Source organism: Helicobacter sp. T3_23-1059 (genome assembly GCF_053654515.1).
Genome location: NZ_JBSIUV010000023.1, coordinates 1 through 24,473 on the forward strand (window position 1 = coordinate 1; position 24,473 = coordinate 24,473).

Genomic DNA, 24,473 nt, shown 5'->3' on the forward strand with positions numbered 1-24,473 from the left:
ATGAATATGAATAATGATATAAATCCTATGGGAACTACGGGCTATTATGGCGGGGCAAAGGGACAATCTCAAGGACTAAATATCGACACTTCTTTACTAGAATCTATCACCGTGCAAGATTCTAATATTTCTGCAAGCTATGGAGGATTTACAGGTGGCGTAGTGGATGCAAACACACGGCGTCCTAGCAAAAAATATGGCGCAAATGTAAGCTATCAATTCACACAGGGCAACGCAGATGTAAGCAAATTTTCGCTTACACAATATCATATCGATGACACCGTGCAAACAAACACAATGAATGGGCAGCAAATTAGCGCGTGGCAAAGGCTTTGGAGTAGCTATAGTGAGACTTATCAACCACAATTTACAAAGCATTTGATAAAGTCAAGTTTGGAGGGCTATATTACCCAAAAGCTAGGATTTGTGGCGAGTTTTACCACTACGCAGAGCTTTATCCCGCTTCGCAATATACGCAAAACAGACACAGGCACTTATGATTATGGACCGGGGCAAGATGATAAGAGAGAGCAAAAACGACAAAGCTATAATTACTACTTAAAATTGCATTATGATGCTAGCGATTATATTAGGCTAGAGGCAAATATCGGCTATGCACCGCAGTATAATACCTACTACAATGACGCCGCAAAAGATAGCTACTATGCGATGGATAGTGGCGGAATCCAAAGTGGCGCAAAAGTGATATGGCAAACGCCTGTGGGACTTTGGACAAATACATTTGGCTACTCAAACCTAGAAAACTCACGGCGGGGCGATAGCGATCATTTTTATTTTTGGTATCGTAGCGTGGATAAAGATTGGGCGGGAATGCGAATGCTAATCTATGAAGGTGGGTGGGGAAATGTAGATCAGCTACAAAATAAGGCAGAGTTAAAAAGTGAATTTGAATCAAATCCCATAACTTTTTCGCTAATGACAAATACGATTCGATTCGGCGTGGGTTTGGATAGCTTTCAAATTGTAAGAGATTATCTAAATGATGTGTATTGGAATCAAGGTGCGCCTACAATGATTTCTAATGCGGCGCAACATTGTGGGGTAGATTCGATGGGATTTGCGGATTCTTGCTCGGAATCTAAAACGCTAAATACAACTACGGGACAGCCAAATCCAAATAACTACGGACAATTTCAAAGCACGATTCGCCTACGCCCCAAAGGTAAATACGAATATTGGGGCAAAAATTTTAATGCGTATTTAGAAGATGATATTAGTGTGGATTTAGGCGATGGCGGATATTTAAATATGCGCCCGGGAATCCGCTATGATGGCGATAGCTATATGGGGAAACATAGTATCGCCCCGCGATTTGCGATAAACTACACCACACCCGCACCAAAGCAATGGCGCACAAAGCTAACCTTTGGGGCAAATCGCTACTACGGGCGCAATCTCTTTACATATTGGCTCTATGCGCAAGGTGTTAGCTCGTGGAAAGTGTATCGTAGAAGTATGTGCACAAGGGAAGGACAGGCAAATTGTATCGAAGTAAATACACCTACTGCGTGGGCAGAGCAAAATGATTACAATCTATCTAGCTTTTTTCACTTTGATAAGCTAAAAGTCCCCTATGATGATGAGCTAATGGGCGGAATCACACAGCAATTAGACATTTTTGAAATGGGGATAAAATATATTCATAGATTTGGACGCGATGAGATAATGCGACAAGATACGGGAAATGTGCAAAGTCGCGCGGATTATTATTGGAATAATAATGGTAGCTCGGAAAGCGACATAGTGGCATTTATCATTCAAAATATAAAGCCTATCCAAACTTTTGGAGTATCTCATCACTATCTTTTCGCGCTAGATTGGACGCATACAAAACGCGGATATAATGTGTGGTTTAACACGCATAATGGCACGGATAGAGATGATAGCGAATACACAAACAATGGAATGATTTACTATGATGGCAAACTAATGCACTACCGCGATAGACCTGTGGAAAATTTCTTGCGTCCTTGGACTTTGCGATTTAACACCACGCATAGATTTAATGTCGGGCGCACAAGGTGGATGCTAAATAACTTTTTTCGATTTCGTGCAAAATATGAGCGAATGCTAGCAAATGGCGGGATTAACATAAATGGCGAAAACTATCCGCGCTATGACAAAATCCCTTTTAATGGTGCGTTTAATTGGGATATGCGCGTGGGCTTTGAAGTGGATATTTATCGTGGTGAGAAAATGCGCCATACGCTGTATGTGAATATGGATATTTTTAATGTGCTAAATGCGCGGAATAAAACCACGATGCAAGGCGCGCTTGTAACAAATGGCGTAACGCCGGGAATCTCTAGCGTAACGGGAAGCACGGGGCTAACGGATTTTGCGGTGTATGAGACAGGACGACAATTTTGGTTTCAAGTGGGATATAAATTTTAAGGGGAGAAGTTATGAAAAAAGTAATGTTTGGGATATTTTTGGGCTTTGTGGCATTGTCGCAAGTGGGATTTGCAGATTTGCGTGAATCAAAAATTTCCACCTCCATTGATGATAATTTGACAAGTGGCGAATCTGAATCTTCCCCCTCTCTTGCGGAGGCAGAATCTCCAAAAATTTCCCCCTCCCTTGCGGAGGGGGACACAGGGGGTGGGTATAAAAACGCCAAAGATTCTAAAAATACTGAATTTGATAGCGTGGATTCTACCCACCCCCTAACCCCCTCCGCAAGGGAGGGGGAACAAAAGGGCGAATCTCACAATTACAATGTAGATTTGGCGAATCGTAATGACAAAGTAAGTGAATCTCACGCAATGGAGGGCGAATCTGTCGAATCTCACAATGATAAAGTGAGCAAATCTCTCAATACCAAAATAGGCGAATCAAGTGGCATTATTTTAGGTCTTGGGATACATTATAGTCCTTTTAGATTCACGCAAAATTATGAACAAATAATAAGTCAAATCAAAGTCATAACAGGTGTGATAGGCGCAGAGGCAAGGGCTATGACTACCACTACAACACAACTAGAATCCCCCATAAATGCAAAAGGCGATGGGGTAATATATTCGCTTTTGTTTGGCTATGCTGGATTTTTAGAGCCTTTTAAAATCGTGCAGTTAGGAATGCGCTCCTATGCAGATATAAGTGCTAGCCATATTGATTTTGCAAGCAATGAAAGGGGACTAAAATCTACTTTATTGCGCTATGGGCTAAGTGTTGATTTGTTGCTAAATTTTATCATCTCAAATACCTACGCTAATAACACCTACACTAATGTAAATAAGGCACAAAAATATCACAAATCTATCAAACTACAACAAAAAGCCACCAAGACACACAAAACCAACAAACAAAGATTTCCGCTTGTGCTTGGGCTATTTGCAGGGGTGCGAATCGGCGGGACTTCGTATTTTAGCGATGATATAGATGCGATAAATAGGCGACTAAATGCGCTAAATAATGGTAGTTTCCCAAAAGGCGGATTTGATTTTGCCCTAAATGTTGGAGTGAAAGCAAATATCGCTAGAAATAATAGTGTGGAGCTAGCTTTTGCCCTGCCTATGTATCAACTAAGCTATAAGGCAAGTAGCGAAAATGTCGTAAATGACAAAACTACTACAACGAGGTTAAGCGGTGGATTTGCAGAGCTATGGAGTGTGGGGGTGAGATATATTTACACATTTGAAATCTTAAAGTAAAGTTTGATTTTGCATTAGAGGTTTTATGGTGGCTTTTGGTGGTTTATGAAGTGTTTATGGGGTATGATTTGGGAGGCTATCAAATCCACCAACATAAACCAAATCGATAAAATCAACAACTTCAACAAAAACGATGAAAAAACCCTCAAACCTAACCAAAAACTTTAGAATCTAAAAAACGATAAAAACCTAAAATTCCAAAAACTACGCACAGATTTTACCAAAAACCCCCCGCATAGATTTTACTGATTTTAATGCTGCAAAATATCCATTTTCTTGCTAATTGCCACTAAATATCGCTAATGCCCTCTCTAAATCCTCTTTGGTGTCTATGCCTATGCTTTGACTTTGCACGATTGCCATTTGGATAGTCTTGCCCTGATAGATTGCGCGGAGTTGCTCTAGCTTTTCGATATGCTCTAGCGGGCTAGAATCTATGTCATTTGGCAGGGCGCAAAACTCACGCAAAGACTCCACACTATACCCATACACTCCTAAATGTCCATAATATGTTGGCATTGCGCTATTTTGCAGATGTTTAGCTTTGGCAGTGTCTTTATCTCGCCAAAACGGAATCATAGAGCGCGAAAAATAAATTGCCTCATTTTTGGCGTTTAGCACGACTTTGACAAGGTTTGGATTATGTGCTTCTTGTTCGCTTATTTTTTTGGCACAGCTTGCCATAAATGGTGGATTTTTGCGTGCTTTATGTTGCATTAGATTTTGCAAAGTATGTATCACGGTAGGTTCTAAAAACGGCTCATCAGCTTGGATATTTATGATGATTTCATCGCTTTTTAGCCCTAGTTTTTGTGCAGCTTCATTGCACCTATCTGTCCCGCTTTGGTGGTGCTTTGAGGTTAGCACAGATTTTAGCCCTGCTTGTTTGCAGATATTTAGCACCATTTCATCATCGCAGGCTATGCAGACTTCATCGACTTTGCTAGCGTTTTTTGCGGTTTTTATTAGCATAGGTTCGCCCTGTATGTCGGCTAAGATTTTATTAGCAAAGCGCGTGGAGGCAAGTCTAGCTGGGATAATTATCATTTGTTGCTCCTTAGTATTTTTTATGGTTGGTAGATTTTATGTTGAGGTTTTTAAGCATTTGGAGTTTGCCATATCATAGCCCGCCAAATCGCCTAGTCCTCTTGCTAAAATCAATGATGATTTTTTCTAGCTCATCGGTGTCAAAATCAGGAAAAAAACTCTTGCTAAAAAATAGCTCTGCATAGCTAGCCTGCCACAAAAGGAAGTTTGATAATCGCTGCTCCCCGCCTGTGCGGATAAGCAAATCCACACTAGGCAATCCACAAGTATCCAAATGTTGCTCGATAAGTGATTGGATTTTGGCGGAATTTAGATTTTGATTTAGCTTTTTTTGTGGATTTTGGTTTAGATTTTGTTGGATTTTAGCAAATGTGCGCGCTAGCTCATCTTTTGAGCCATAGTTTAGGGCTAGGGTTTGGGTTAGGTTTGTGTAGCTTTTGGTGCTAGATTCTAGGTGTTTGATTAGGTTTTGTAGTTCCTTGCTAAACGCGCTTATATCGCCGATAGCACGGAATCTTATTTGGTGTTTGTGGTATGTTTTTGCCTCATCTTTTAGGTATTTAGCAAGCAGTTTTAGCAAAAAATCTACTTCTTGTTTTGGACGATTCCAATTCTCTGTGGAAAACGCATAAAGCGTAAGATAAGCGATATGGTTTTTGGCACACCAAGTAGTGATTTCGCGCACTCTTTTTGCCCCCTCTTTATGCCCAGCTTTGCGACTTTTGCCACGATTTTGCGCCCACCTGCCATTGCCATCCATTATGATAGCTAGATGAGATAGATTTGGACTAGAATCTAAGAGGATTTTAGATTTTGACATTTTGTGCCTTTGCTAGAATTGTGGGCTTTTTGCGTGTTTAGCATTTGCAAATGCGTATTATATCCTTAATAAAAAAACACTTTTCCTGCAAAAACCACGCACAAACATTTGACACGCAAACATTACTTTGCTAAGCGATGATAAAGAAAATATCATCATCGCTAAAATCCGCGTCATTTTTGTGGTAACTTATTGTTTTTGTCATTGCTAAGTGTAGCAATGATTTTTTCAAATTTTTGTCATACTTAGCCAACGAAACCTTGTCTAACGAAGTGAGCGAAATATTGCTCTTATCGTATTGAAATATAGAGATATTTTTCTTTTTAAAAAAAGCTTAGTATGACAAAAAGCATAGATTTCCACGATTTTATGCTTTTTCTAAAGAAACTTCGCTTTGCTTGTTTGACACAAACCTAAAATCTCACAATTACGACATTTTTATCATACTGATGACAAAGACTAACATATCGACATTGTCATTTTTAGCGAAGCAAAATCTCATATTAGTGTAGGTTTAGCAGTTGCCACACTCTCTCAGCGCGAATCCCCCTCCCACCTTGTGCAGCCTTAAACTCCTCGCTTAGTAGCATATCTCTATTGATTTTTTCATAGCTTTTATCGGTTTTTGCTAGCTCGTCCATTTCGCTTTGTGCGCGTTTGTAGAGGATTTTGCGTGCAGTTTTTGCGTGCAGTTTTTGCTCTTTTAGCATATTTGCATACTCACGCACGCTTTGAGTATTTTTGATTTCTAGGGTGTTTGGATTTGCTTTTTTGCCATCTAGGGCGACTTCTGGAAGGATATTTGTATAGTCTTGGCTAAACACATTTTTGCCATTAAAGTTTGCGCCTTCATATAGATTTTGCATTTTTTCATAGATTTTTTGAGATTCTTGCTCGATAGCCTGCATAGATTCATCATTTTCATTTTCCTGTGCTTCTTCTAGCTTTAGGGCTAGTTTTTCATAGTTTTTTTGATATTTTTGTAGGCTATTTAGCGTCTTTGTCATTAGCTCTAGCTCGCCTAGCGCGATATTTATCGCGTTTAGGTTATGGCTTTTTGTATGGTAAGATTTTTGTAGAGAATCTACATTTTCTAATGAAGTAGGTTTTGTTTTGAAAGATTCTGCGGATAGTGTTTGCTTTTGCGCGACTTTATTGCTATCTTGCGGGTTATTTGCATTATTTGTGTTGGGACTGTTGTTTGGCTCACTTATGCGTAATGGCTTAGAATCTGCTTTGATTTGCATTTGTTCTCCAAATAGATTTTTATTCTAAATGGCTTTGTGCTAAGTCAAAATCCCCTCACAAAATCCGCACAAAAGCGCATTTATCATAGCGACTTGTTGCAAAGTCTATTCCATATCTTGCTCAAGGTATTTGGTGTGGATTTTGGATTTTAAAAAATCTGCATTTCCCATCATTTTGATATGAAATGGAATCGTGCTTTTGATGCCCTCTATCTTAAATTCCTTCAATGCGCGTTTCATTTTTGCAATAGCTTTGTTTCTATCCTCGCCCCATACGATTAGCTTGCCTATCATCGAGTCATAAAACATAGGGACGACATAGCCCGCATAAGCGTGGCTATCAAGCCTCACATTTGCTCCACCGGGCGTTATCCATTGGGTGATTTTGCCAGCACTTGGGTAAAATTTCACAGGGTCTTCAGCGGTGATTCTGCATTCTATGCTATGCCCGCGAAATGTGATTTCTTCTTGGCTAGGGAGTTTTTCGCCCTCTGCTATGCGTATCATCCATTCTACCAAATCAAGCCCGCTTACCATTTCGCTTACCGTGTGTTCTACTTGCAAGCGAGTATTCATCTCCATAAAGAAAAAATCTTTATTATTAGAATCTAGTAAAAATTCAAATGTCCCAGCCCCCACATAACCGATATGTTTGGCGGCTTTTACGGCGGTTTTTAGTAGATTTTCGCGCACTTCAGGGGCTAGCACCACAGCGGGGGTTTCTTCAATGAGTTTTTGTTGTCTGCGCTGTGCTGAACAATCACGCTCGCCAATGTGCAAAACATTGCCGTGCTTATCGGCTAGAATCTGCACTTCGATATGTTTTGGTTTATTGATAAATTTTTCCATATATATCGTGCCATCGCCAAACGCGCTTAGAGCTTCACTTTCAGCGGCAAGATATAGGTTTTTTAGCAGGCTTTCATTCTCCACGATACGCATTCCGCGTCCGCCACCACCTGAGGCGGCTTTTAGGATTACAGGGTAGCCGATTTTTTGGGCGACTTCGTAGGCTTGATTATAATCTTTTAGTGCGCCATCGCTCCCCTCTATCACAGGCACGCCTGCGTCTTTCATCACATCTTTTGCTTTAGATTTATCACTCATTAGCACCATCACATCGCTACTTGGTCCTATAAACTCCACTCCGTGATGATCGCAGATTTCGACAAAATGTTGATTTTCGCTCAAAAATCCATATCCCGGGAAAATCGCGTCTGCATCGACTAATGCCGCCGTGCTCATAATCGCAGGGATATTTAGATAGCTTTCACTAGATTTTGCCCCACCTATGCAGATTTTGACATCAGCGACATCAAGGTAATGCGTGTCTTTATCCGCCGTAGAATAAATCGCAATGGCTTGCTTGCCCATTTCTTGAATCGTGCGTATGGCACGAAGCGCGATTTCGCCACGATTAGCTATGAGAATGCGCTCTAGCTTTTTGGGCTTAGTTGCTTGTTTTGTTTGTGTGGTGGATTGATCTTGCGCACTAGTTTTTGTGGTGCTAGATTTTGTGCTTGGTATAGATTTGTTTGTCATAGATTTTGCCGTGCTAGATTTTGTGGAAGTTTGGTTATGTGCCAATGTGCTGGCTTTGTTTTGCTTAGTTTGTTTCATTTATAGTTTTTCCACTTTGATTAGATGGCTTCCATACTCCACAGGTTGCCCATCATCTGTTTCTATGCTTAGGATTTTGCAGTCAAATTCTGCTTCGATTTCATTCATTATTTTCATCGCTTCGATGATACCGATAGTCTGCCCTTTTTTAATCGTATCGCCCACAGCGACATAGGGGGCTGCCTCTGGGCTAGGGCGGTGATAAAATGTCCCAACCATAGGCGAGGTGATAAAATCACCACTTTTAGAATTTGACTGGCTTGAAGGAGGTGGTGTGCTATCGATAGGTTCTTGGGGCAAGGTTTGTGTGGGTTGAGCTACTTGGGTAGAGAGTGGGGCTAGCGGAGCTATGGGTGCTTGCGTGGTGGGAGTAGATGGAGTGTAGCTTTTGTCTAGTTTTAGCTCAAAATTATCTTCTCTAAGGCTTAGTTTTGCTATTTGACTATTGTTAAAAATCTCAATCAGTCGTTTGATGTCTGCTAAATTCATCAAAAATCCTTTATGAAGCAAAGTAAATCTTGTATAATAGCATATTTACAAAAATAAAATGGCTAAAACAATATTTTAAACGATTTAAACCGCGAAATAGCAATACAAAAACACAACTAAAACTACCAAAATAAAGGATAAAAATGGGGCTAAAATCTGATAAATGGATACGACAAATGAGCCTAGAGCACGATATGATACAGCCATTTTGCGAAAAGCAAGTAGGCAAAAATATCGTATCTTTTGGGCTTTCAAGCTATGGCTATGATATTCGCGTGGGAAGCAAATTTATGATATTTAGCAATGTGGATTCTATGGTGGTGGATCCAAAAAATTTCCACGAAAATAATGTCATCACCAAAGAGGCAAAAGACGGATTTTGCATAGTCCCGCCAAACTCCTTTGCGCTCGCACATACGGTGGAGTATTTTAAAATGCCACGCGATACGCTTGCAATCTGTCTAGGCAAAAGCACTTATGCGCGGTGTGGAATCATTGTCAATGTAACGCCTTTTGAGCCAGAATTTGAGGGGCATATCACTATTGAGATTAGCAACACTACGCCACTGCCTGCCAAAATCTACGCAAATGAGGGTATCGCTCAAGTGCTGTTTTTTCAAGGTGATGAAATGTGTGAGGTAAGCTACAAAGATAGAGGTGGCAAATATCAAGGACAAAGGGGCATCACACTCCCTAGAATCTTAGAGAAATAATCAAAAAGAGGTAAATTTGCGGGTGGTTTATAGTAATGTTTGGGGGAGTAAGTAAGTCAAAATAGCGTTAAATAACAACGCAAGTTGCAATCAAATGTTTAAGCAAAAAGCCTATTTTGATTTTTGAATCTAGCTATGCTTAAAAATTGTGTGAAATGCAAAGATACATTAGCTTTGCTATTTAATACTTTAAAAACTTAGCAAAATTTAGATTTTACAAATTCTACTAATTTCTACTAATCTTGCTAGTTTTTGCCAAAATCCAAACCACAACGCTAAGATAAAATCTTAAAGAACTGCGACTTGGATTCTAGCTTATAAATAGTGATACAAAGACTTTTTAAGCCTATTATTTCTTAAGTTTTTTAAGCTTAGATTTGCCCTTTTTGGAAACCTTTTTGATATGCTTCAAAACCGCTTCTTCGATAAACGCGCTTTTAGCCTCTGCATTTTTAGCAAATTCTTTGAAAAACGCTTCGATTTTTGCAAGGGATTTATCATTTACTCTAAAAGACAAATCTTTTTTGATTCTCTTAGCGACTTTTGCTACGACTTTTTTTGCACCTGCTTTTGCTTTTGATAAAGTGCGCGGTTTTTTTGCGCTCGCTTTTGTAGTCCTAGAGGCTGGTTTTTTGCTAGCTGTTCTGCTAGAGCTTGTTTGTGCTTTTGAGATGATTTTTTGAGCTTTTGGGCTACCCTCGATTTTGTTAATCTTGTTGATTTTGCTTCTTGTGTTTGCCATTGTGTCTCCTTGTGTCTTGGTGGTTTTAGGTTGGGGATAGAAATAGCTTTGTGCTATTTCTTTTTCTTAGAATTTGAGGATTTCAAAGTCGGCAAATCCCCGATTTTTACAAACTCTGCAAATACTTCCTCAAATTCAGCCTTAGCTTTCGCATCGCTGTATTCAGAGATACCAAGCCCCTCGCTAATAGCTCTTTTGTATGCAATGCGATCTTTTAGCACACTCCCTAAAAGATAAAAACCATCTTTTACCCCAAGATTTTTTTGAATTTTTTCGATGGTTTTTTTGTATTCAAGCAAATCTTTGCCTAGAAATACATTTGTGCTAATTTTATTCATCAAAATTAAGATTTTCACTTCATCATTTATGTCTTTGATTTCGGTTAGTGTTTGTAGCATTGTTTGCAATACATCTACATCAAGTTGAGAAGGAGTGGTAGGTAAAATGATAGAATCTGCATATAGCATTGCTTTGCGAGACTCTTGACTATCGATACCACCTGTGTCGATGATGATATACTCATATAGCTCAAGGAATTGTTTTAGGGATTCTGCGATATTGCCTGTGCGATTTGATAGGGTAAAATATTTTAGATTTTTGCTTACATTTGATTCGCTCTCACGGATATTGGTAAAAGTCTCAATGCTTTTTTGAGGGTCAGTATCCATAACAAGCACTTTGCTAGAAAATTCTAGCAATTTTACCGCTAAATTTATGGCTATCGTGCTTTTTCCAGAGCCACCTTTTTGGTTGGCTACGGTTATGATATTGGCTTGATGAGTATCACTTTTTTTAGCCATTTTTGTTTGCCTCCTTAAATTTCAAACTCCAACTTTAGAGCAAACTTTAATTTGAGAAGTAATATATCTTTTTTCATTTAAAAAAGCAATATTTAAACTACAAAAACATAAAAAATTACATAGCGTAGTAACCATAAGTAACAAATGCAAATATTTATAAAAGTTGATAAAAACTAAAAATAAAAGATTTTGGTAGCTTGAAATTTAGTGTCAAAATACACGCGATTTTTATATACAAAAATCACAAAACAACCACAAAACCCTTTGTCAAAAAAACTAATATTTTTTTTGCAATAAGCCATTTTAAAAAATCTAACTATGGATTTAACTCCTTATAATGCTCTAAATACACTTCTTGCATTGTTTGCTCTAATGCCTTATACCAATCTTGCGTATTGTCTATGGCTTCATCTGCGCTATCTTTTGGGCTTGTATTTTTTGTCGTTTCATTACCAAAATATATCTTTTTGCTTGGTATTTCATTTGCATAAAAAGATTCTAAAAGCACCATTCTAGCGATATTGCTTCGTGCTTCAAGCGGGGAAGTATTATAGACTTTGCGAGTGTTGATTAGCACGATTGGTTGGATTTTTAGGTTAAATCTTTCAGCTAGCATTTTTGCACCTGCTTTAAATGGCAAAAACTTCTCCCCTCCTCTCCCCCTAGTCCCCTCAGGGAATATCACAATAGGGCGTTTTTCATCGATTTTTTCTTTTGCGATTTTGAGTAGCCACGCTAAGCCTTTTTTATCCTCCCTATCTAGCAAAATCATCTGTGGAGCGCGCAACGCATAGCCATAAAGCGGAATCTCGCCTAGCTCCTTTTTTGCCACCCAGCAAATATTTTTGGGGTGATATGCTTCAAGGCAAAGTATATCTGCGACACTTTGATGATTCATAATGATAAGCGTGGCACTCTCATCAAATTCGCCGATTTTTTGCAAGTTTATGCGAGATAGCCAAAAAAAGATTTTGCAAGTCCTGCGCGCACTAAAGGCATTGTCCTTGTGAGTAGTGAAAAAAATCCCAACCATAATGCACGCTAGCCCAACGGCAATTACGAGCGTTTCATACACCCCTTTTGCTTTATAAAATATTTCTTTTATTAGCTGCATTTATCCCCTTTTTTTGAAAAAATATGTTGATTTAGCAAGCTTTAAGATTTTGTAAAGATTATTCGACATCATCTTGTTTTACCCAGCCGACTTTTTCTTCAGGGGTAATGATTTTATAATATCCGCTATATTCGCCTATGATTTTGACTTCTATGGGCTTTGTGGTAGTTTCTAGCAGAGTAGAATTATGCGTTGGCAAAATCCAAATATGCTTATTTGGGCTTACAACGCCACTTTTGCTATATAGCATATAATGCAACAAATACGCAAAAATCCCCACTGCCAACACCCAAAAAACATACCTAAGCGGTGCTTTAGAGATAAACCCCACACCCACGCACAAAAGCCCTAGCACCGCTATGCCAAGCGCAGTGTATAGCAAGTAAGTATTTTTTGGTTTTAAGTCTTCTTGAAACTCCGCATTTTGCCCATTTGGAATCGCAGGAAATCTAATCTCCTCAAAACGATTGCTATTTAGAGAAAAATACTCAAAGCTGACTGATTGGATATTTTTGGGGATAAGGGCATAAAAAATTGCGCTAGATTCTGCATTTGTAAAGTTTGATCGCTCAATCCCCTGTTTTTCGACACTTGGGAGTTTGAAATCCTCTAAATTTGCATTTTTTGCATTTATCTCAAATGCCACAAGATTATGCTCTTCATCATAGCTTCTAGCCTTGTATGCCCCTAGTTCTAATCTATCTGCTACTACGCCTACATATCGTTTGTTTTGGTGCAAATCAAGCGCATTTATCGCAATAGATTCTACCAAAAACGAATCAATCACCCCGCCATCTTGGCTAATAGCATTTACTTCAAACGCGGGGATTATCGCATTTGAGGATTTTATCTTAAACACATAAGTAATGCTATACATATCCTCGCCCTTTTGGGCTGATTCTAGGCTTTTTTGCCACACTTCAAGTGGATTTTGCAAAGTGATTTTATCCGTGGAGGTTTTGTCTTGAAACGCGCTTTGGCTCAAAGTCGCACCATTAAAAAACAACGCATTATAAGTGATATGGATTTTTTGCCCCACATAGATAGTCCTGCCTGAAAGTTCCCCATTTGTCGCGTTTTTGACAAATAGTAGTTTTTCATCAGGGTTTGCATAAATCGCAGATGAGTTTAGCGGATTTTGCGGGGCATTTATGTTTTCACTCTCGCTTCCAAACCCTCCCACACCCTCATCATCATAAGAATCTTGTGGCATTTGCAATTCATCAACATTTGGTTGATTTGGTATATCTTGCTCTAAAATTTGCTCCAAAGTTAGCTCATTTTGGCTTGGTGGATTTTGCGGATTTTGTGAGTTTGACTCATTTTGCGCGATTGCTATATGTGCCATACCTACCATATTTGCAAATATCAAAAATGCGATTTTGCATATCAATTTATTAGATGATTTGCTAGATGAGTTGTTGTGTTTTGTCATTTTTACCCCTATATGTTGTTAATGCTGATAAATAGATTCTAGCATTTTTAGCCCGATTGCATTGCCTAGTAGCTTTTCGCACGCCCTCTCTGGGTGAGGCATAAGCCCAAAGATATTTTTTTTCTCATTGCATATTCCTGCGATTTGTGCCACAGAGCCGTTTATATCACTCTCATACTTTAGCAAAATCTGCCCATTTTTTTCCATATTTTCTAGCTCGCTTGGCTTGCAGTAATAATTGCCATCTGCGTGCGCTATGGGGAGAGTGATAACCTCGCCTTTTTTGTAATGTCGCAAAAAAGCATTATCTGTGTTTGAAATGATTAGATTTTGGTTTTGTGAGATAAAATGCAAGTCTTTATTGCGTTTTAGCGCGCCTTGCAAAAGTTTTGCTTCTGTTAGGATTTGAAATCCATTGCAGATTCCTAGCACCCTCCCGCCTTTTTGGGCAAAATCTTTTATCGCTTCCATTATGGGTGCAAATCGCGCTATCGCCCCACTACGCAGATAATCCCCATAGCTAAATCCCCCCGCTAGCACGACTAAGCGCGTATCTTTGGGTAGTACTTTGTCTTTGTGCCAGATTATCTTGCAAGGAAATCCTAAAATCTTTTCATACACATATTGCATATCAAATTCGCAGTTTGTCCCCGCAAATCGCGCTATGGCTACCATTTTTATCCTTTTTTGTTTTAATAAGTTATGACAAATCTTAATCTAGCAATTCGACTTTATAGTCCTCTATCACAGGATTTGCTAGCAAATCTTTGGCAATTTGTGTGGCTAGATTTTGTGCTTTTTTTTCATCACATTTGCCAAAATCTAGCGTGATTTGCTTTGCCATACTCACGCTTTGTATTTCATCGATATTAAATGATTTTATAGCATTAGCAATAGCCTTTGCCTGCGGGTCTAGCACGCCTTCTTTTAGCGAAATAATTACTTTTGCCCTCATTGATATTTCCTTATTTTTAAAATTTTAAAAGGTAAAGTCTTAGTTTTGAATGCGATGCAAGATTTCCTCATAAGCCTCTTTTAGGTTTCCTAAATCTTGACGAAATCTATCTTTATCTAGTTTTTTGTTTGTCGCTTTATCCCACAGCCTGCAGCTATCAGGCGAGATTTCATCAGCTAGCAAAATCTCTTTTGTGCTATGCCCATCTTTTATCTCTCGCCCAAACTCTAGCTTAAAATCCACCAACTTTACTCCGCGTTTATCAAAAAAATCATACAAAATCTCATTTACCTTGAGGGCTTTTTCTCGCAAAATCGCTAAGTCATTTTTGTCATTTATGATGCCCAAAATCTCGCAATGCTCATCATTTACAAGCGGGTCATTTAGCGCATCATCTTTATAATAAAACTCCACAAGCGAAAAAGGCAAAACCTTGCCATCTTCTATACCAAGTCGTTTAGACAAAGAGCCTGTGGCGATATTTCGCACGACTACTTCAAGCGGGATAATCGATACTTTTTTGCATAGCATATTATTTTCATCAAGCCTAGCGATAAAATGGCTAGCCACACCCCTTTGTGCCAAAATCTCAAAAAGTGCTGAACTAATAAGACAATTTAGAGAGCCTTTGCCAGATTCACTACTTTTTTTAAGCGCGTTAAATGCGGTTAAGTCATCTTTAAATTCTGCGATGATATGGTGTGGATTTTCCGTAGCGTAGAGTTTTTTGCCTTTGCCCTCATAGAGTAGATTTTGTTTGGTTGGTGGATTTGCAAAATGATTTGTAGCAGGATTTGTAGTGGGGGATAAATCATTGCTTGACATAGATTGTCCTTTGTGGTTTGTGTGGTTTTGGTGGGATTTTTGTTTTGTAAATCGCTGTTTGCTTTTGATTACGCTGTATCTTGTGGGTGCAATTTTACACAAAAACAAAAACGAGATTTTAGCATTTTTTCATCTTGTTTTGCTTTAAAAGGCAATTTATCTAAAATACTTATGCAAAGTTTTGTGCTACAATCTTAAATTTTTAAGCACGGCTTTAAACGCAATTTTAAGCTAAATCGCAACAATGCAAAACCACACAAACTCATCAAAAAGCGAGGCAATATGCCAACTCTGCATTCTACACATAAAGATTTTGCTATATCTACAAATATGCTTAATCAATCTAGCAAGCTAGATTATGAGATAGATTCTAGTCAATTTAGCTTATGGAGGGATTTTTGTGAGATAATCTACCCAAATATAAAAGCTGATGATAAAACAGACATAAATTCTACGCATTTGACACAAAATCCACAGGATTTAAAAGATTCCCAAGACTTAAAAGACTCAAAAAAAACACAAAAGATTTTACAAAATCCACAACAACTAGCCATTATCCTAAGCACAAATACGCAAAATTTTGATACCTTTGCAAAAAGCAAAATCTTTGCTAGCTTTTTGCAAGATTTTGCGCAAAATATTAGCAAAGATTTTAAACAAGATTTTACACAAAACAACGATTTCACACCAAATCTTGCCATACTTAAATCTATCCAAAAGTATATCTTATCGCATTTAAGCCCCCTGCGTTTAGTCGCACTTAGCCCCTATATCTTGCGACTAAATAGCGCAAATCTTTTGAGTGTGGCTTATACTCGCGCACTTTTAGGACTATTTGAAAGCTATGCAAAAAAGCATAAATCACACCAAAATCCAAGCAAAAAATCCCTAAACCTAAAATCCTTGCAAAGCGAGCTACACTCACTCATAAAGCAGCTAGAAACTATCGGTATTTCTAAAGCACATTCACAAGCCCTAGAAAATATTTTGCAAAAAAATGCCAATCAATCATTTTCTATCGGTATCACAGGCGTGCTAAGCGCGGGGAAAAGCACTTTTTTAAACGCGCTTTTGGGGAGGGAGATTTTAGGCACTAGCACGATACCAGAGACGGCAAATCTTAGTATTTTGCGACCTATTATGACAGATAATGCGACAAGCAAAATGGAAAAAAAAGATTTTGCAAGGGTGCATTTTTGGAGCAAGCAAGAGTGGGCAGAGTTTGAAACTTGCGATAATCAAACTAGCCAAAATCATATATCAAGCAATATGGGCGAGTTTGTCCGCGCTACAAAGGAGGCGTTTGGAGATAGGCTAGAGACTCTTTTAGCACAGGGGCAAAAAGAGATAGAGATAAGTGAATTGCGTGATTATACTTCGGCAAATAGCCCTACAAAATATTGCAACTTAATCAAAAAAGTGGAGCTTTTTATGGCATTGCCTTTTTTGCAAAATCAGCACGCAAGCAAAGAGTTTGCCACAAACAATGCAAGTAGCGATATTCACACAAGCAATCATAGCGTAGAGATTGTAGATACACCCGGACTTGATGATCCAATAAGGGCTAGAGAAAAAATCACGCGTGAGTTTATCTCTCATTGTGATTTGCTGATACATATTATGAATGCTAGCTGTGCGGCTACGCAAGTGGATATGGATTTTATTTTAGAGTCGCTTTTTAGATCTCAAGTTAGCCGACTTTTAGTCGTGCTTAGTCGCGCAGACTTACTTAGTCAAAAAGAGCTAGAATCTAGCCTTGCTTATACGCGTAATTCGTTGGCAAAAGAGCTTACAAAAGCACGGTTTGATGGCGATATAGACGCGCTTTTATCGCGCATAGATTTTATCCCTCTAGCTAGCTATTTTGCGCTAGGCTATACAAGTAATAACGCCCAAATCATCGCCCAAGCTAGCGCAAAAGGCTATGACAAAGAAAAAACAGGTATCACAAAATTGCAAGATTACCTAGATAATGCCCTGCTAGGAGAAAATAGTCAAAAACAAAGGGATATTTTGTATCGTGCGTATAGGGGCATTAGCGCGATAGTTAGCGCAGAGATGGAGGAAGTAGGCATTAGGCTATCGCTTAGTAGCGCATCAAAAGATGAGCTAGAATCCATACTGCAATCCACAAAAGAAAAACAAGAGCATCTAATGCGCTCTTTTGAAATGCAAAAAAAAGATTTTGGGATACTTAGCGATGAGCTAGAGTCTTATCTTTTAGGACTAGAAAAAATCATCACCACAAGCCTACATACTAACAAAGCGCGACTAAATAGCCTAATATATGATGATATGTTATATGAAACTTCGCGTGGCAATGCCCCCACAAAAGAGCGCATAAACCAAATATTAGGTGTGCAAGTGGAGGATATAAGCTCTGATTTATCCCGCGAATATCGCTACAAAAGCGCGCAAAAAATCGCTAGCTTGCAAGCAAACATAGCAGGCGCAAAAATGGATTTATTAGAATCTAGCGAGATAGATTCTGCGGATTTAGCGACAAATAACAACGCAAGTGATTTATCTACAAATAATTTATCATATATGGGAGCAAGTCTAAAAGATGAGGTTTTGGGTGAGATAAAATCTGTGCTCGTGGATAAAACTAACACCCTTATAAACAAATACAAAAATGCGTCTAAATCCACGCTAGAGGTGGAATTTAGAGATAAGCTAGATGGCGTGATTAGCGAGGGATTTAGCCTGCTTAAAGAGGCTATTTTACAAAACAATGCAAGTATAAAATCTATGCTTTTAGGCGAGTTTGAAACGATTTTGCAAGCAAATCTACAAATCATAAAATCTAAAATCGCCACCATACAATCCACCATAAACCAAAGCCTAGAAATGATAAAAAACACGGATTTAGAAAATCTAAAAGAACAATGCAAGACAAAAGATAAAGCATTAAAAGATATTTATAATGAATTAGAGATTATCACAAAGGCATTGCAATGAGTAATAGTGATTTCACAACAAATAATGAAAATATCTTAGAATCTTTCATACAAGAATGCCTAAATTTAGGGACAAATAATCCACTACAAAAAGAGATAAATGCCACAAGATACGCGCTAAATCAAAGTCAGCTTTTGGCAGGATTTCCAAGCGATTTTGCGGGTAAAAATAATGCAAACACGCAGGATTTTAGACAAAATATTGCGCGTGATTTTTCACAATCTGCCCAAGAAATATTTTTGCAACGATTAGAAAAATCCATACAAAAAGAGCGACTATCCCATCTAAAAATCGCAATTATCGGGCAGTTTTCAAGCGGCAAAAGTAGCTTTTTAAACGCGCTTTTGGGAGCGGAGATTTTGCCTAGTGGGGTGATACCTGTTACGGCAAAAGTGTGTGAAATCGCTTATGGAGAAAATATGGATTTTAATCAAAATCTACCCCAAACTTCTTTGCAAACAATGTCGCAACAAACACAAAACTTATCGCAAAAACCGCAAAAACCGCAAAATCCACCTCAAAATTTGCTTCAAAATCTTTTGATAGAAGTGCATTACAAAGATTTTAGCATAGGCTTAAAGCCATTATCATATTTGCACCAAATCGATAGCATAGAAAACGCCACCATATCGCATTTTAAGCTACTTGCCCCGCTAGATTTGCTAAAAAATATTACCTTTTTAGATACCCCGGGGTTTAACTCGCAAAATCAAATCGATACCGATACCACAAATGCGATTTTAGAGGAAGTCGATGGGATTATATGGCTATCGCTAATTGATAATGTAGGCAAGCAAAGCGAAAAAGATATTTTAGAATCTCATATCAAAAAATACGCCGCCAAAAGCCTATGTATCCTAAATCAAAAAGATAGGCTCAAAAATGACAGCGAAATCGCCACAAGCCTAGCATATTCAAAAAGCGCGTTTAGTGGATTTTTTGCTGATATTATCCCTATTTCTGCCAAAGAAGCTATTGACTCTCACAGCCAAAAAAATCCCAAAGAAAAACAACACTTATGGGCTAGCTCAAATATGCAATCTGTGCTAGATTTTATCCACCAAGAATTGCAAACAAAAACAACGGCGATAAAGACAAAAAAAGTGTTGCGCTCTTTAGAATCTTTGCTTATCAAAGAGGCTTTTAGAGTGCATAGAGCCACCCAAGCTAGAATCCGCTTAAGCCAACATTTGCAAACAAAAGCAGCCCTAATGAGATTTTGTGCAAATCAAAGTGATTTGCAAGCTAGATTTGACACACTTTTTCCACAGCTAAATTCCAAGATCGATAGCCTAGCACAATATATTTTTAACTCCCAAGTGCTAAAGCAAATCCCATATAAAACCACGCAAAAAAACGCGCTAGGACTAAGCAAAATCGTTTTGAGACAAAAATCTATAATGATGCTAGAAAAAGACACTCTAAAAAGCGAGCTAACCAAAAGTGAAAATCTATTTTTTAGAGATTTCATCAAAATCGGGTTTATGATAAATGATTTTGGAAAATATTTTAGGGATTTTTTGCACGCTCAACAACGCGAATTTGAATCTATGCTAGATGCGTGGCGACATAAAATCAGCGCGTATGAAAATATATATATTAGGCAAGATTTTGCTACACAAGATTTTGAAAAGCTAGATTTTTTATCCGCACAAGACAAAAAAGAGATATTTGACAAAAACCAAAAAGATAGCAAATCAAAAAATGTAGATTTTGCAAAAATGTCTTTGTCATCGTTTATTGATTCTCTTTCAAAAGAATACTTGCTACTGCAAGAAGAAGTATGCCAACATCTACAAATAGAGCTATCAAACCTAAAAAATATCCTAACACTTCAATACCAAAATACCATAGAGCTAACGCTAGAAAGCCTTGATAATAAAATGACTTACGCGCTTAAAAAACATTTAGAAAATCCAAGCGATTTTGAGCCTTTTAGCCTAAGCCTTGAAAATGTGCGCGAATGCCTAAATCAAGGCTTGCATTTTTTGCTTTTCCAAGATAAATTATTGCTAATAAATGCGCTATATAAAACCTCTATTTTTAGTTTAAGTGAAAAAATAAATGGCATTTATGAAGCAAAATATCCTACTTTGCTATCTCAAATAAACGCGCTTAAAGAATCCAAAAAACGACTTTTAGATGAGCGACATAGATTAAAAAATAAAGATTTATGACATAAAGACTGACAATGCAAAATCATATCCCTGTCTTGCTACAAGAAGTAGTTGATATTTTTTCCCCTAGCATTGATGAGTGTATCGGTATGACAAAAAATGGTGGCAAATCTCCTGTGATAATTGATTGCACTTTAGGGCTAGGGGGGCATTCTCTCGAGCTTTTAGAGCGATTTAGCGAGCTAGAAATAATCGCCATAGACAAAGACATAAATGCCATAAACATAGCCAAAGACAGATTCAAAAAAGCAGGATTTCACAAAAAAATCCACATTTTGCAAGCACCTTTTTCGCGTGGAGTAGCAGAGGCTTTTATGCTAGCAAAAACGCTAGATAAACGCATAGTAGGGATTTTAGCAGATATCGGGGTAAGCTCTATGCAGCTTAGTGATGATGGTCGTGGATTTTCTTTTGGTAGTGGCACGCTAGATATGCGTATGGATTTATCACAGCATAAAGATGCAAAATATGTGTTAAATCAATATAGCGAGTTTGAGTTAGGACGCGTGCTACGCGAGTATGGCGAGATAAAAGAGTATAAAAAAATGGCACGACTTATCAGAGGGCATACAAAATCTAGTGGCGGATTTTGTAGTGGCAAAGATTTTAGCGAATTTTTGCGAGTGCATTTCCCAAAGCCGAGCAAAATCCACCCCGCGACTTTAGCATTTCAAGCAGTGCGAATGGAAGTAAATAACGAGCTAGGCGAGCTAGAATCCCTGCTAAATACGATACAAGACGCATTTAGCCATAGCCTCATAGATAGGGCAAGAGTGGCGATTATTAGCTTTCATTCGCTTGAAGATAGAATGATAAAAGAGACATTTAAGCGGTGGGCTAGGACTTGCGTGTGCGATACAAACGCGATGAAATGTCAATGTGGTGGAAACAATGCAAAAGGCAGAATTTTAACCAAAAAACCCATAATCCCAAGCCCACAAGAAACTAAGCAAAATCCACGCGCTCGCAGTGCCAAACTCCGCGCATTTGAATGCAAAAAATAAAATAAAAAATTGTGCTAATAATGCGGCAATAAATGGTTGCCTTATCGTGCTTATTTGATAAATGCGCAAGTCATTATTACGCAGTCATTTATGAAAAAAGCGGGGCAAGTGTGGCAAATGCTTCTTGTCATACTAATGGCTTTTAAGCCTGAAGTATCTTAACATAGATTGCCACGCGTTAGAATCTGCGTAAAAAGCAGATTCTAACCGCTCGCAATGACGGATTTCCAATCCTTTTCTAAGGGGATTAAGGGGGTGGGTTTCTTATCCTAATGAGCGTAAGCAAAGTAACCAAAATCCTAACCCTTGTCATACTAAGGTTTTGCAAAAAACCGAAGTATCTCAAAGCACAGCTTTTTTAGAAAATCTACAAACACAAATAAAGATAGTTCGCTACATTTATATGACAAAATCATTTTGACACTCTAGCTTTTAAAGCCCCTAAGCATAATAAAAGCATAACAAAAATATGACAAAAGCATTACAAGATGGCTTTTATTTAGCGCATCACACTAGCTGATTGTTTGCCATCTTTTACAGCAAACAAAACAACAAAATCTTGCAAGCAAAATCTAAGCACAAGTATTATTTGCTAGCAACTTCATTTGGGATAATGTTTGATTTTTGTTGTGCCTTTTGTGCGGCTAGATGTTCGATTCCCTCCATTGTTTTAAACATTCTCTCCCATCGTAGCGAATATCTCTGCTTTGGCTCAAAGTATGCGTTTGATTCTACGCTTTGGGTTAGGTTTATGCTTAGGTAGATAAACCACGGAGTTCCTATGATATTTGAGTATGGCACACTCCCCCAAAAGCGCGAATCCTCGCTATTATTGCGATTATCCCCTACCATAAAGTATTCGTTTTCATCGATTTTTTTGTAGAAATACTCCACTCGCCCATTATCAATGACTGCTTCCATAGAGATTCCACGATATTGTGCGCTAAAGCTATATGGCGAGCGTCCATCTTGTCTTGCTTCATTGTAAATGCTTGCCATTTGATAGAAAGAGGATAGCCCCTCATCATAGTTTATACCAAAATGCTCTTTAGAATAAGGCTCTAGCACAAAGAGTTTATCCCCTCTTTGCACCATTTCATAGCCATTGTAGTGTTTTTTGATATAGTCATTTCCCTCGCTTGGGTGCAGATACATTCCTCGCGGTGTGAAAAGCACCTCATCGCCACCTTTGGCAAATGCTCTTTTTATGTAGTGGTCGGTTTTTATGCCAAGTTTTTCTAAATGCGGAGGGATAAAAATCACTATATCGCCTCTTTTTGGTCCTTCAGCTTTGATTAGATGTCCATTGTCAAAAAAATCTGGCAAAATCGGCGTATTTACCCAAGGAAGTCTAGGTATAGGAATCCCATAGACATATTTTTTAGCAAACAAAATATCGCCCTCATAAAGCGTGCCAACCATAGAACGAGATGGAATCACAAAGCCTTGCGCGACAAAAAATATCACAAAAAGCACGAGCAATATCGTCCCCGTCCAACTAGAAAAAAAGTTATAAGTCCCTAGCAAAATCTTTTTTGGCAATGCAGGATTTAAAGCGTCTTGCGTAGATTTTGGATTAGATTTGTCGTTGGTATTCATTTTTGTCCTTTTTGTTTGATGTTATAAGTGTTGGATTTTATATGCTTTTAGGGTGTTTTGTAGTAGGGCAGCTATCGTCATAGGTCCTACTCCCCCCGGCACAGGTGTGATAAAGCTAGCCTTTTTGCTTACTTCTGCGAAATCCACATCTCCGCACAATAAGCCATTATCCAAGCGATTTATGCCTATGTCTATGATGATTGCGCCTTCTTTTATATGCTCTTTTGTGATTAGATTTACTTTGCCAACCCCCACGCACACAATATCCGCTGTGCGCGTAAAAATGCTAATATCACGCGTAAGAATATGACAAATACTAATAGTCGCACCCGCATTTAGCATAAGCTGGGCTAGTGGCTTGCCTACGATATTGCTAGCACCGATGATAGCGACATTTTTGCCTTTTAGCTCGATATTATAGGCTTTTAGTAGTTTCATAATGCCTAGTGGCGTAGCGGGCGAAAAACTCACTTTTTGCGACAAATTTTGTATATTGATTGTTTCTTTTTCTTGGTTTTGTAGCGCGATATTTTCGCAATCAAACCCGCTTGCAAAATCATCATAAACCCCCTCATCAAACCCGTCATCAAATCCACATTGCACCCTGCCTACATTTATGGGGTGAAATCCATCGACATCTTTATGCGGGGATATGGATTCTAAAATCTTATCGGTGTCAAAATGCTTTGGAAGTGGCAACTGCACTAAAATGCCATTTACGCTTTTATCAGCATTTAGCCTAGCTATTTCTTGTAGGATTTTCCCCTCCTCTACTTCCTCGCCAAAACGCAACACTTCGCCTATGATGCCGATATTTTCACACGCTTTTGCTTTCATATTGACATAGGCTAGACTTGGGGCGTCCGCTCCTACTAGGATAACCACTAGCTTTGGTTTTTGGCTAAGGGTTGATACTTGGAGTTTGAGGGAATCTTGGATTTTTAAAGAGAGAGATTTGCCATCTAAGATAGTCATCAAATGCCTTTTTAGGTGTTTAGTAGATTTTGTGAATCTTTGTGGGGTTAGATAAAAGGTGCTATTATAATAAAAAAATATTAAGGCTTTGACTATGAAGTGCATATCTTTTGACAAAACTTTTGGCAAACTAGCCAAAAAAGTATCTAAAAAAATAGCGATTTTTGGTGCTTTTTGTGCCGTTTTTGGTATGTGGCAAATAGCTAGCGCAGAACCAACAACACAGCCTAACACCACGCTAGAATATATCCCACAATCCGCGCTAGAATCTAGCAC

General features: G+C 38.4%; 22 protein-coding genes. 7 read left to right on the forward strand and 15 right to left on the reverse strand.

The window, feature by feature from the left end:
- The 3 genes from ACWIX0_RS07660 to ACWIX0_RS07670 form a co-directional block, all read left to right on the forward strand.
- The coding region (locus ACWIX0_RS07660; protein WP_454173353.1) for a TonB-dependent receptor at positions 1-2,415 on the forward strand (2,415 nt) is incomplete at its 5' end.
- An 11-nt stretch (positions 2,416-2,426) separates the two neighbouring features.
- Positions 2,427-3,674, forward strand: a complete 1,248-nt coding sequence (locus ACWIX0_RS07665) for an outer membrane beta-barrel protein (protein ID WP_454173355.1) — start codon at positions 2,427-2,429, stop codon at positions 3,672-3,674.
- A gap of 45 nt (positions 3,675-3,719) precedes the next feature.
- Positions 3,720-3,842: a hypothetical protein gene (locus ACWIX0_RS07670; protein WP_454173356.1), complete on the forward strand. Its 123-nt coding sequence runs from the start codon at positions 3,720-3,722 to the stop codon at positions 3,840-3,842.
- A gap of 111 nt (positions 3,843-3,953) precedes the next feature.
- On the opposite strand, the gene kdsB is transcribed toward ACWIX0_RS07670, so the two are convergent.
- The 6 genes from kdsB to accB all read right to left on the reverse strand — a co-directional run bounded on the left by kdsB (position 3,954) and on the right by accB (position 8,897).
- On the reverse strand, positions 3,954-4,721 hold the full coding sequence (gene kdsB, locus ACWIX0_RS07675; RefSeq protein ID WP_454173357.1) for a 3-deoxy-manno-octulosonate cytidylyltransferase: 768 nt from the start codon (positions 4,719-4,721) through the stop codon (positions 3,954-3,956).
- Between the two features lie 73 nt (positions 4,722-4,794).
- Positions 4,795-5,541: a di-trans,poly-cis-decaprenylcistransferase gene (locus ACWIX0_RS07680; RefSeq protein ID WP_454173359.1), complete on the reverse strand. Its 747-nt coding sequence runs from the start codon at positions 5,539-5,541 to the stop codon at positions 4,795-4,797.
- A gap of 130 nt (positions 5,542-5,671) precedes the next feature.
- Positions 5,672-5,794, reverse strand: a complete 123-nt coding sequence (locus tag ACWIX0_RS07685; RefSeq protein ID WP_454173361.1) for a hypothetical protein — start codon at positions 5,792-5,794, stop codon at positions 5,672-5,674.
- A gap of 250 nt (positions 5,795-6,044) precedes the next feature.
- Positions 6,045-6,788, reverse strand: coding sequence for a hypothetical protein (locus tag ACWIX0_RS07690; RefSeq protein ID WP_454173363.1), 744 nt, complete (start codon positions 6,786-6,788; stop codon positions 6,045-6,047).
- Positions 6,789-6,893: 105 nt separating this feature from the next.
- The gene (locus tag ACWIX0_RS07695) at positions 6,894-8,408 is read right to left on the reverse strand and encodes an acetyl-CoA carboxylase biotin carboxylase subunit (protein ID WP_454173365.1); all 1,515 of its coding nucleotides are present in this window, start codon (positions 8,406-8,408) and stop codon (positions 6,894-6,896) included.
- A complete protein-coding gene (accB, locus tag ACWIX0_RS07700; protein WP_454173367.1) occupies positions 8,409-8,897 on the reverse strand; it encodes an acetyl-CoA carboxylase biotin carboxyl carrier protein in 489 nt (162 codons plus the stop codon).
- 143 nt (positions 8,898-9,040) lie between these two features.
- Here accB and dcd point away from each other — a divergent pair, with 143 nt between their 5' ends.
- Positions 9,041-9,610: a dCTP deaminase gene (gene dcd / locus ACWIX0_RS07705; protein WP_454173369.1), complete on the forward strand. Its 570-nt coding sequence runs from the start codon at positions 9,041-9,043 to the stop codon at positions 9,608-9,610.
- Positions 9,611-9,959: 349 nt separating this feature from the next.
- Here the strand turns inward: dcd and ACWIX0_RS07710 are convergent, their stop codons facing one another.
- The 7 genes from ACWIX0_RS07710 to purC all read right to left on the reverse strand — a co-directional run bounded on the left by ACWIX0_RS07710 (position 9,960) and on the right by purC (position 15,481).
- Positions 9,960-10,352 (reverse strand): hypothetical protein, encoded by a 393-nt coding sequence (locus tag ACWIX0_RS07710; protein ID WP_454173371.1) that lies wholly within the window; start codon positions 10,350-10,352, stop codon positions 9,960-9,962.
- A gap of 53 nt (positions 10,353-10,405) precedes the next feature.
- Positions 10,406-11,152 (reverse strand): AAA family ATPase, encoded by a 747-nt coding sequence (locus ACWIX0_RS07715; RefSeq protein WP_454173372.1) that lies wholly within the window; start codon positions 11,150-11,152, stop codon positions 10,406-10,408.
- 316 nt (positions 11,153-11,468) lie between these two features.
- Positions 11,469-12,266, reverse strand: coding sequence for a 1-acylglycerol-3-phosphate O-acyltransferase (locus ACWIX0_RS07720; protein ID WP_454173373.1), 798 nt, complete (start codon positions 12,264-12,266; stop codon positions 11,469-11,471).
- Between the two features lie 58 nt (positions 12,267-12,324).
- Entirely contained in the window at positions 12,325-13,701 is a 1,377-nt protein-coding gene (locus tag ACWIX0_RS07725) for an SH3 domain-containing protein (RefSeq protein WP_454173375.1), read from the reverse strand.
- A gap of 18 nt (positions 13,702-13,719) precedes the next feature.
- Entirely contained in the window at positions 13,720-14,376 is a 657-nt protein-coding gene (purQ, locus tag ACWIX0_RS07730; protein ID WP_454173376.1) for a phosphoribosylformylglycinamidine synthase subunit PurQ, read from the reverse strand.
- A gap of 37 nt (positions 14,377-14,413) precedes the next feature.
- Positions 14,414-14,656, reverse strand: coding sequence for a phosphoribosylformylglycinamidine synthase subunit PurS (purS, locus tag ACWIX0_RS07735; RefSeq protein WP_454173378.1), 243 nt, complete (start codon positions 14,654-14,656; stop codon positions 14,414-14,416).
- Between the two features lie 39 nt (positions 14,657-14,695).
- Complete coding sequence (purC, locus tag ACWIX0_RS07740) at positions 14,696-15,481, reverse strand: phosphoribosylaminoimidazolesuccinocarboxamide synthase (RefSeq protein ID WP_454173380.1); 786 nt, start codon at positions 15,479-15,481, stop codon at positions 14,696-14,698.
- A gap of 282 nt (positions 15,482-15,763) precedes the next feature.
- Between purC and ACWIX0_RS07745 the strand changes: the two genes are divergently transcribed.
- The 3 genes from ACWIX0_RS07745 to rsmH are packed head-to-tail and all read left to right on the forward strand — an operon-like array spanning position 15,764 to position 21,623.
- Entirely contained in the window at positions 15,764-18,442 is a 2,679-nt protein-coding gene (locus tag ACWIX0_RS07745) for a dynamin family protein (protein WP_454173382.1), read from the forward strand.
- Entirely contained in the window at positions 18,439-20,619 is a 2,181-nt protein-coding gene (locus tag ACWIX0_RS07750) for a dynamin family protein (RefSeq protein ID WP_454173384.1), read from the forward strand. The genes ACWIX0_RS07745 and ACWIX0_RS07750 overlap by 4 nt, the downstream gene beginning before the upstream one ends.
- Before the next feature lie 14 nt (positions 20,620-20,633).
- Entirely contained in the window at positions 20,634-21,623 is a 990-nt protein-coding gene (gene rsmH, locus ACWIX0_RS07755) for a 16S rRNA (cytosine(1402)-N(4))-methyltransferase RsmH (RefSeq protein ID WP_454173386.1), read from the forward strand.
- A gap of 585 nt (positions 21,624-22,208) precedes the next feature.
- On the opposite strand, the gene lepB is transcribed toward rsmH, so the two are convergent.
- Positions 22,209-23,222: a signal peptidase I gene (gene lepB, locus ACWIX0_RS07760; RefSeq protein WP_454173388.1), complete on the reverse strand. Its 1,014-nt coding sequence runs from the start codon at positions 23,220-23,222 to the stop codon at positions 22,209-22,211.
- Positions 23,223-23,243: 21 nt separating this feature from the next.
- A complete protein-coding gene (locus ACWIX0_RS07765; RefSeq protein WP_454173389.1) occupies positions 23,244-24,302 on the reverse strand; it encodes a bifunctional 5,10-methylenetetrahydrofolate dehydrogenase/5,10-methenyltetrahydrofolate cyclohydrolase in 1,059 nt (352 codons plus the stop codon).
- Positions 24,303-24,473: the final 171 nt, after the last annotated feature.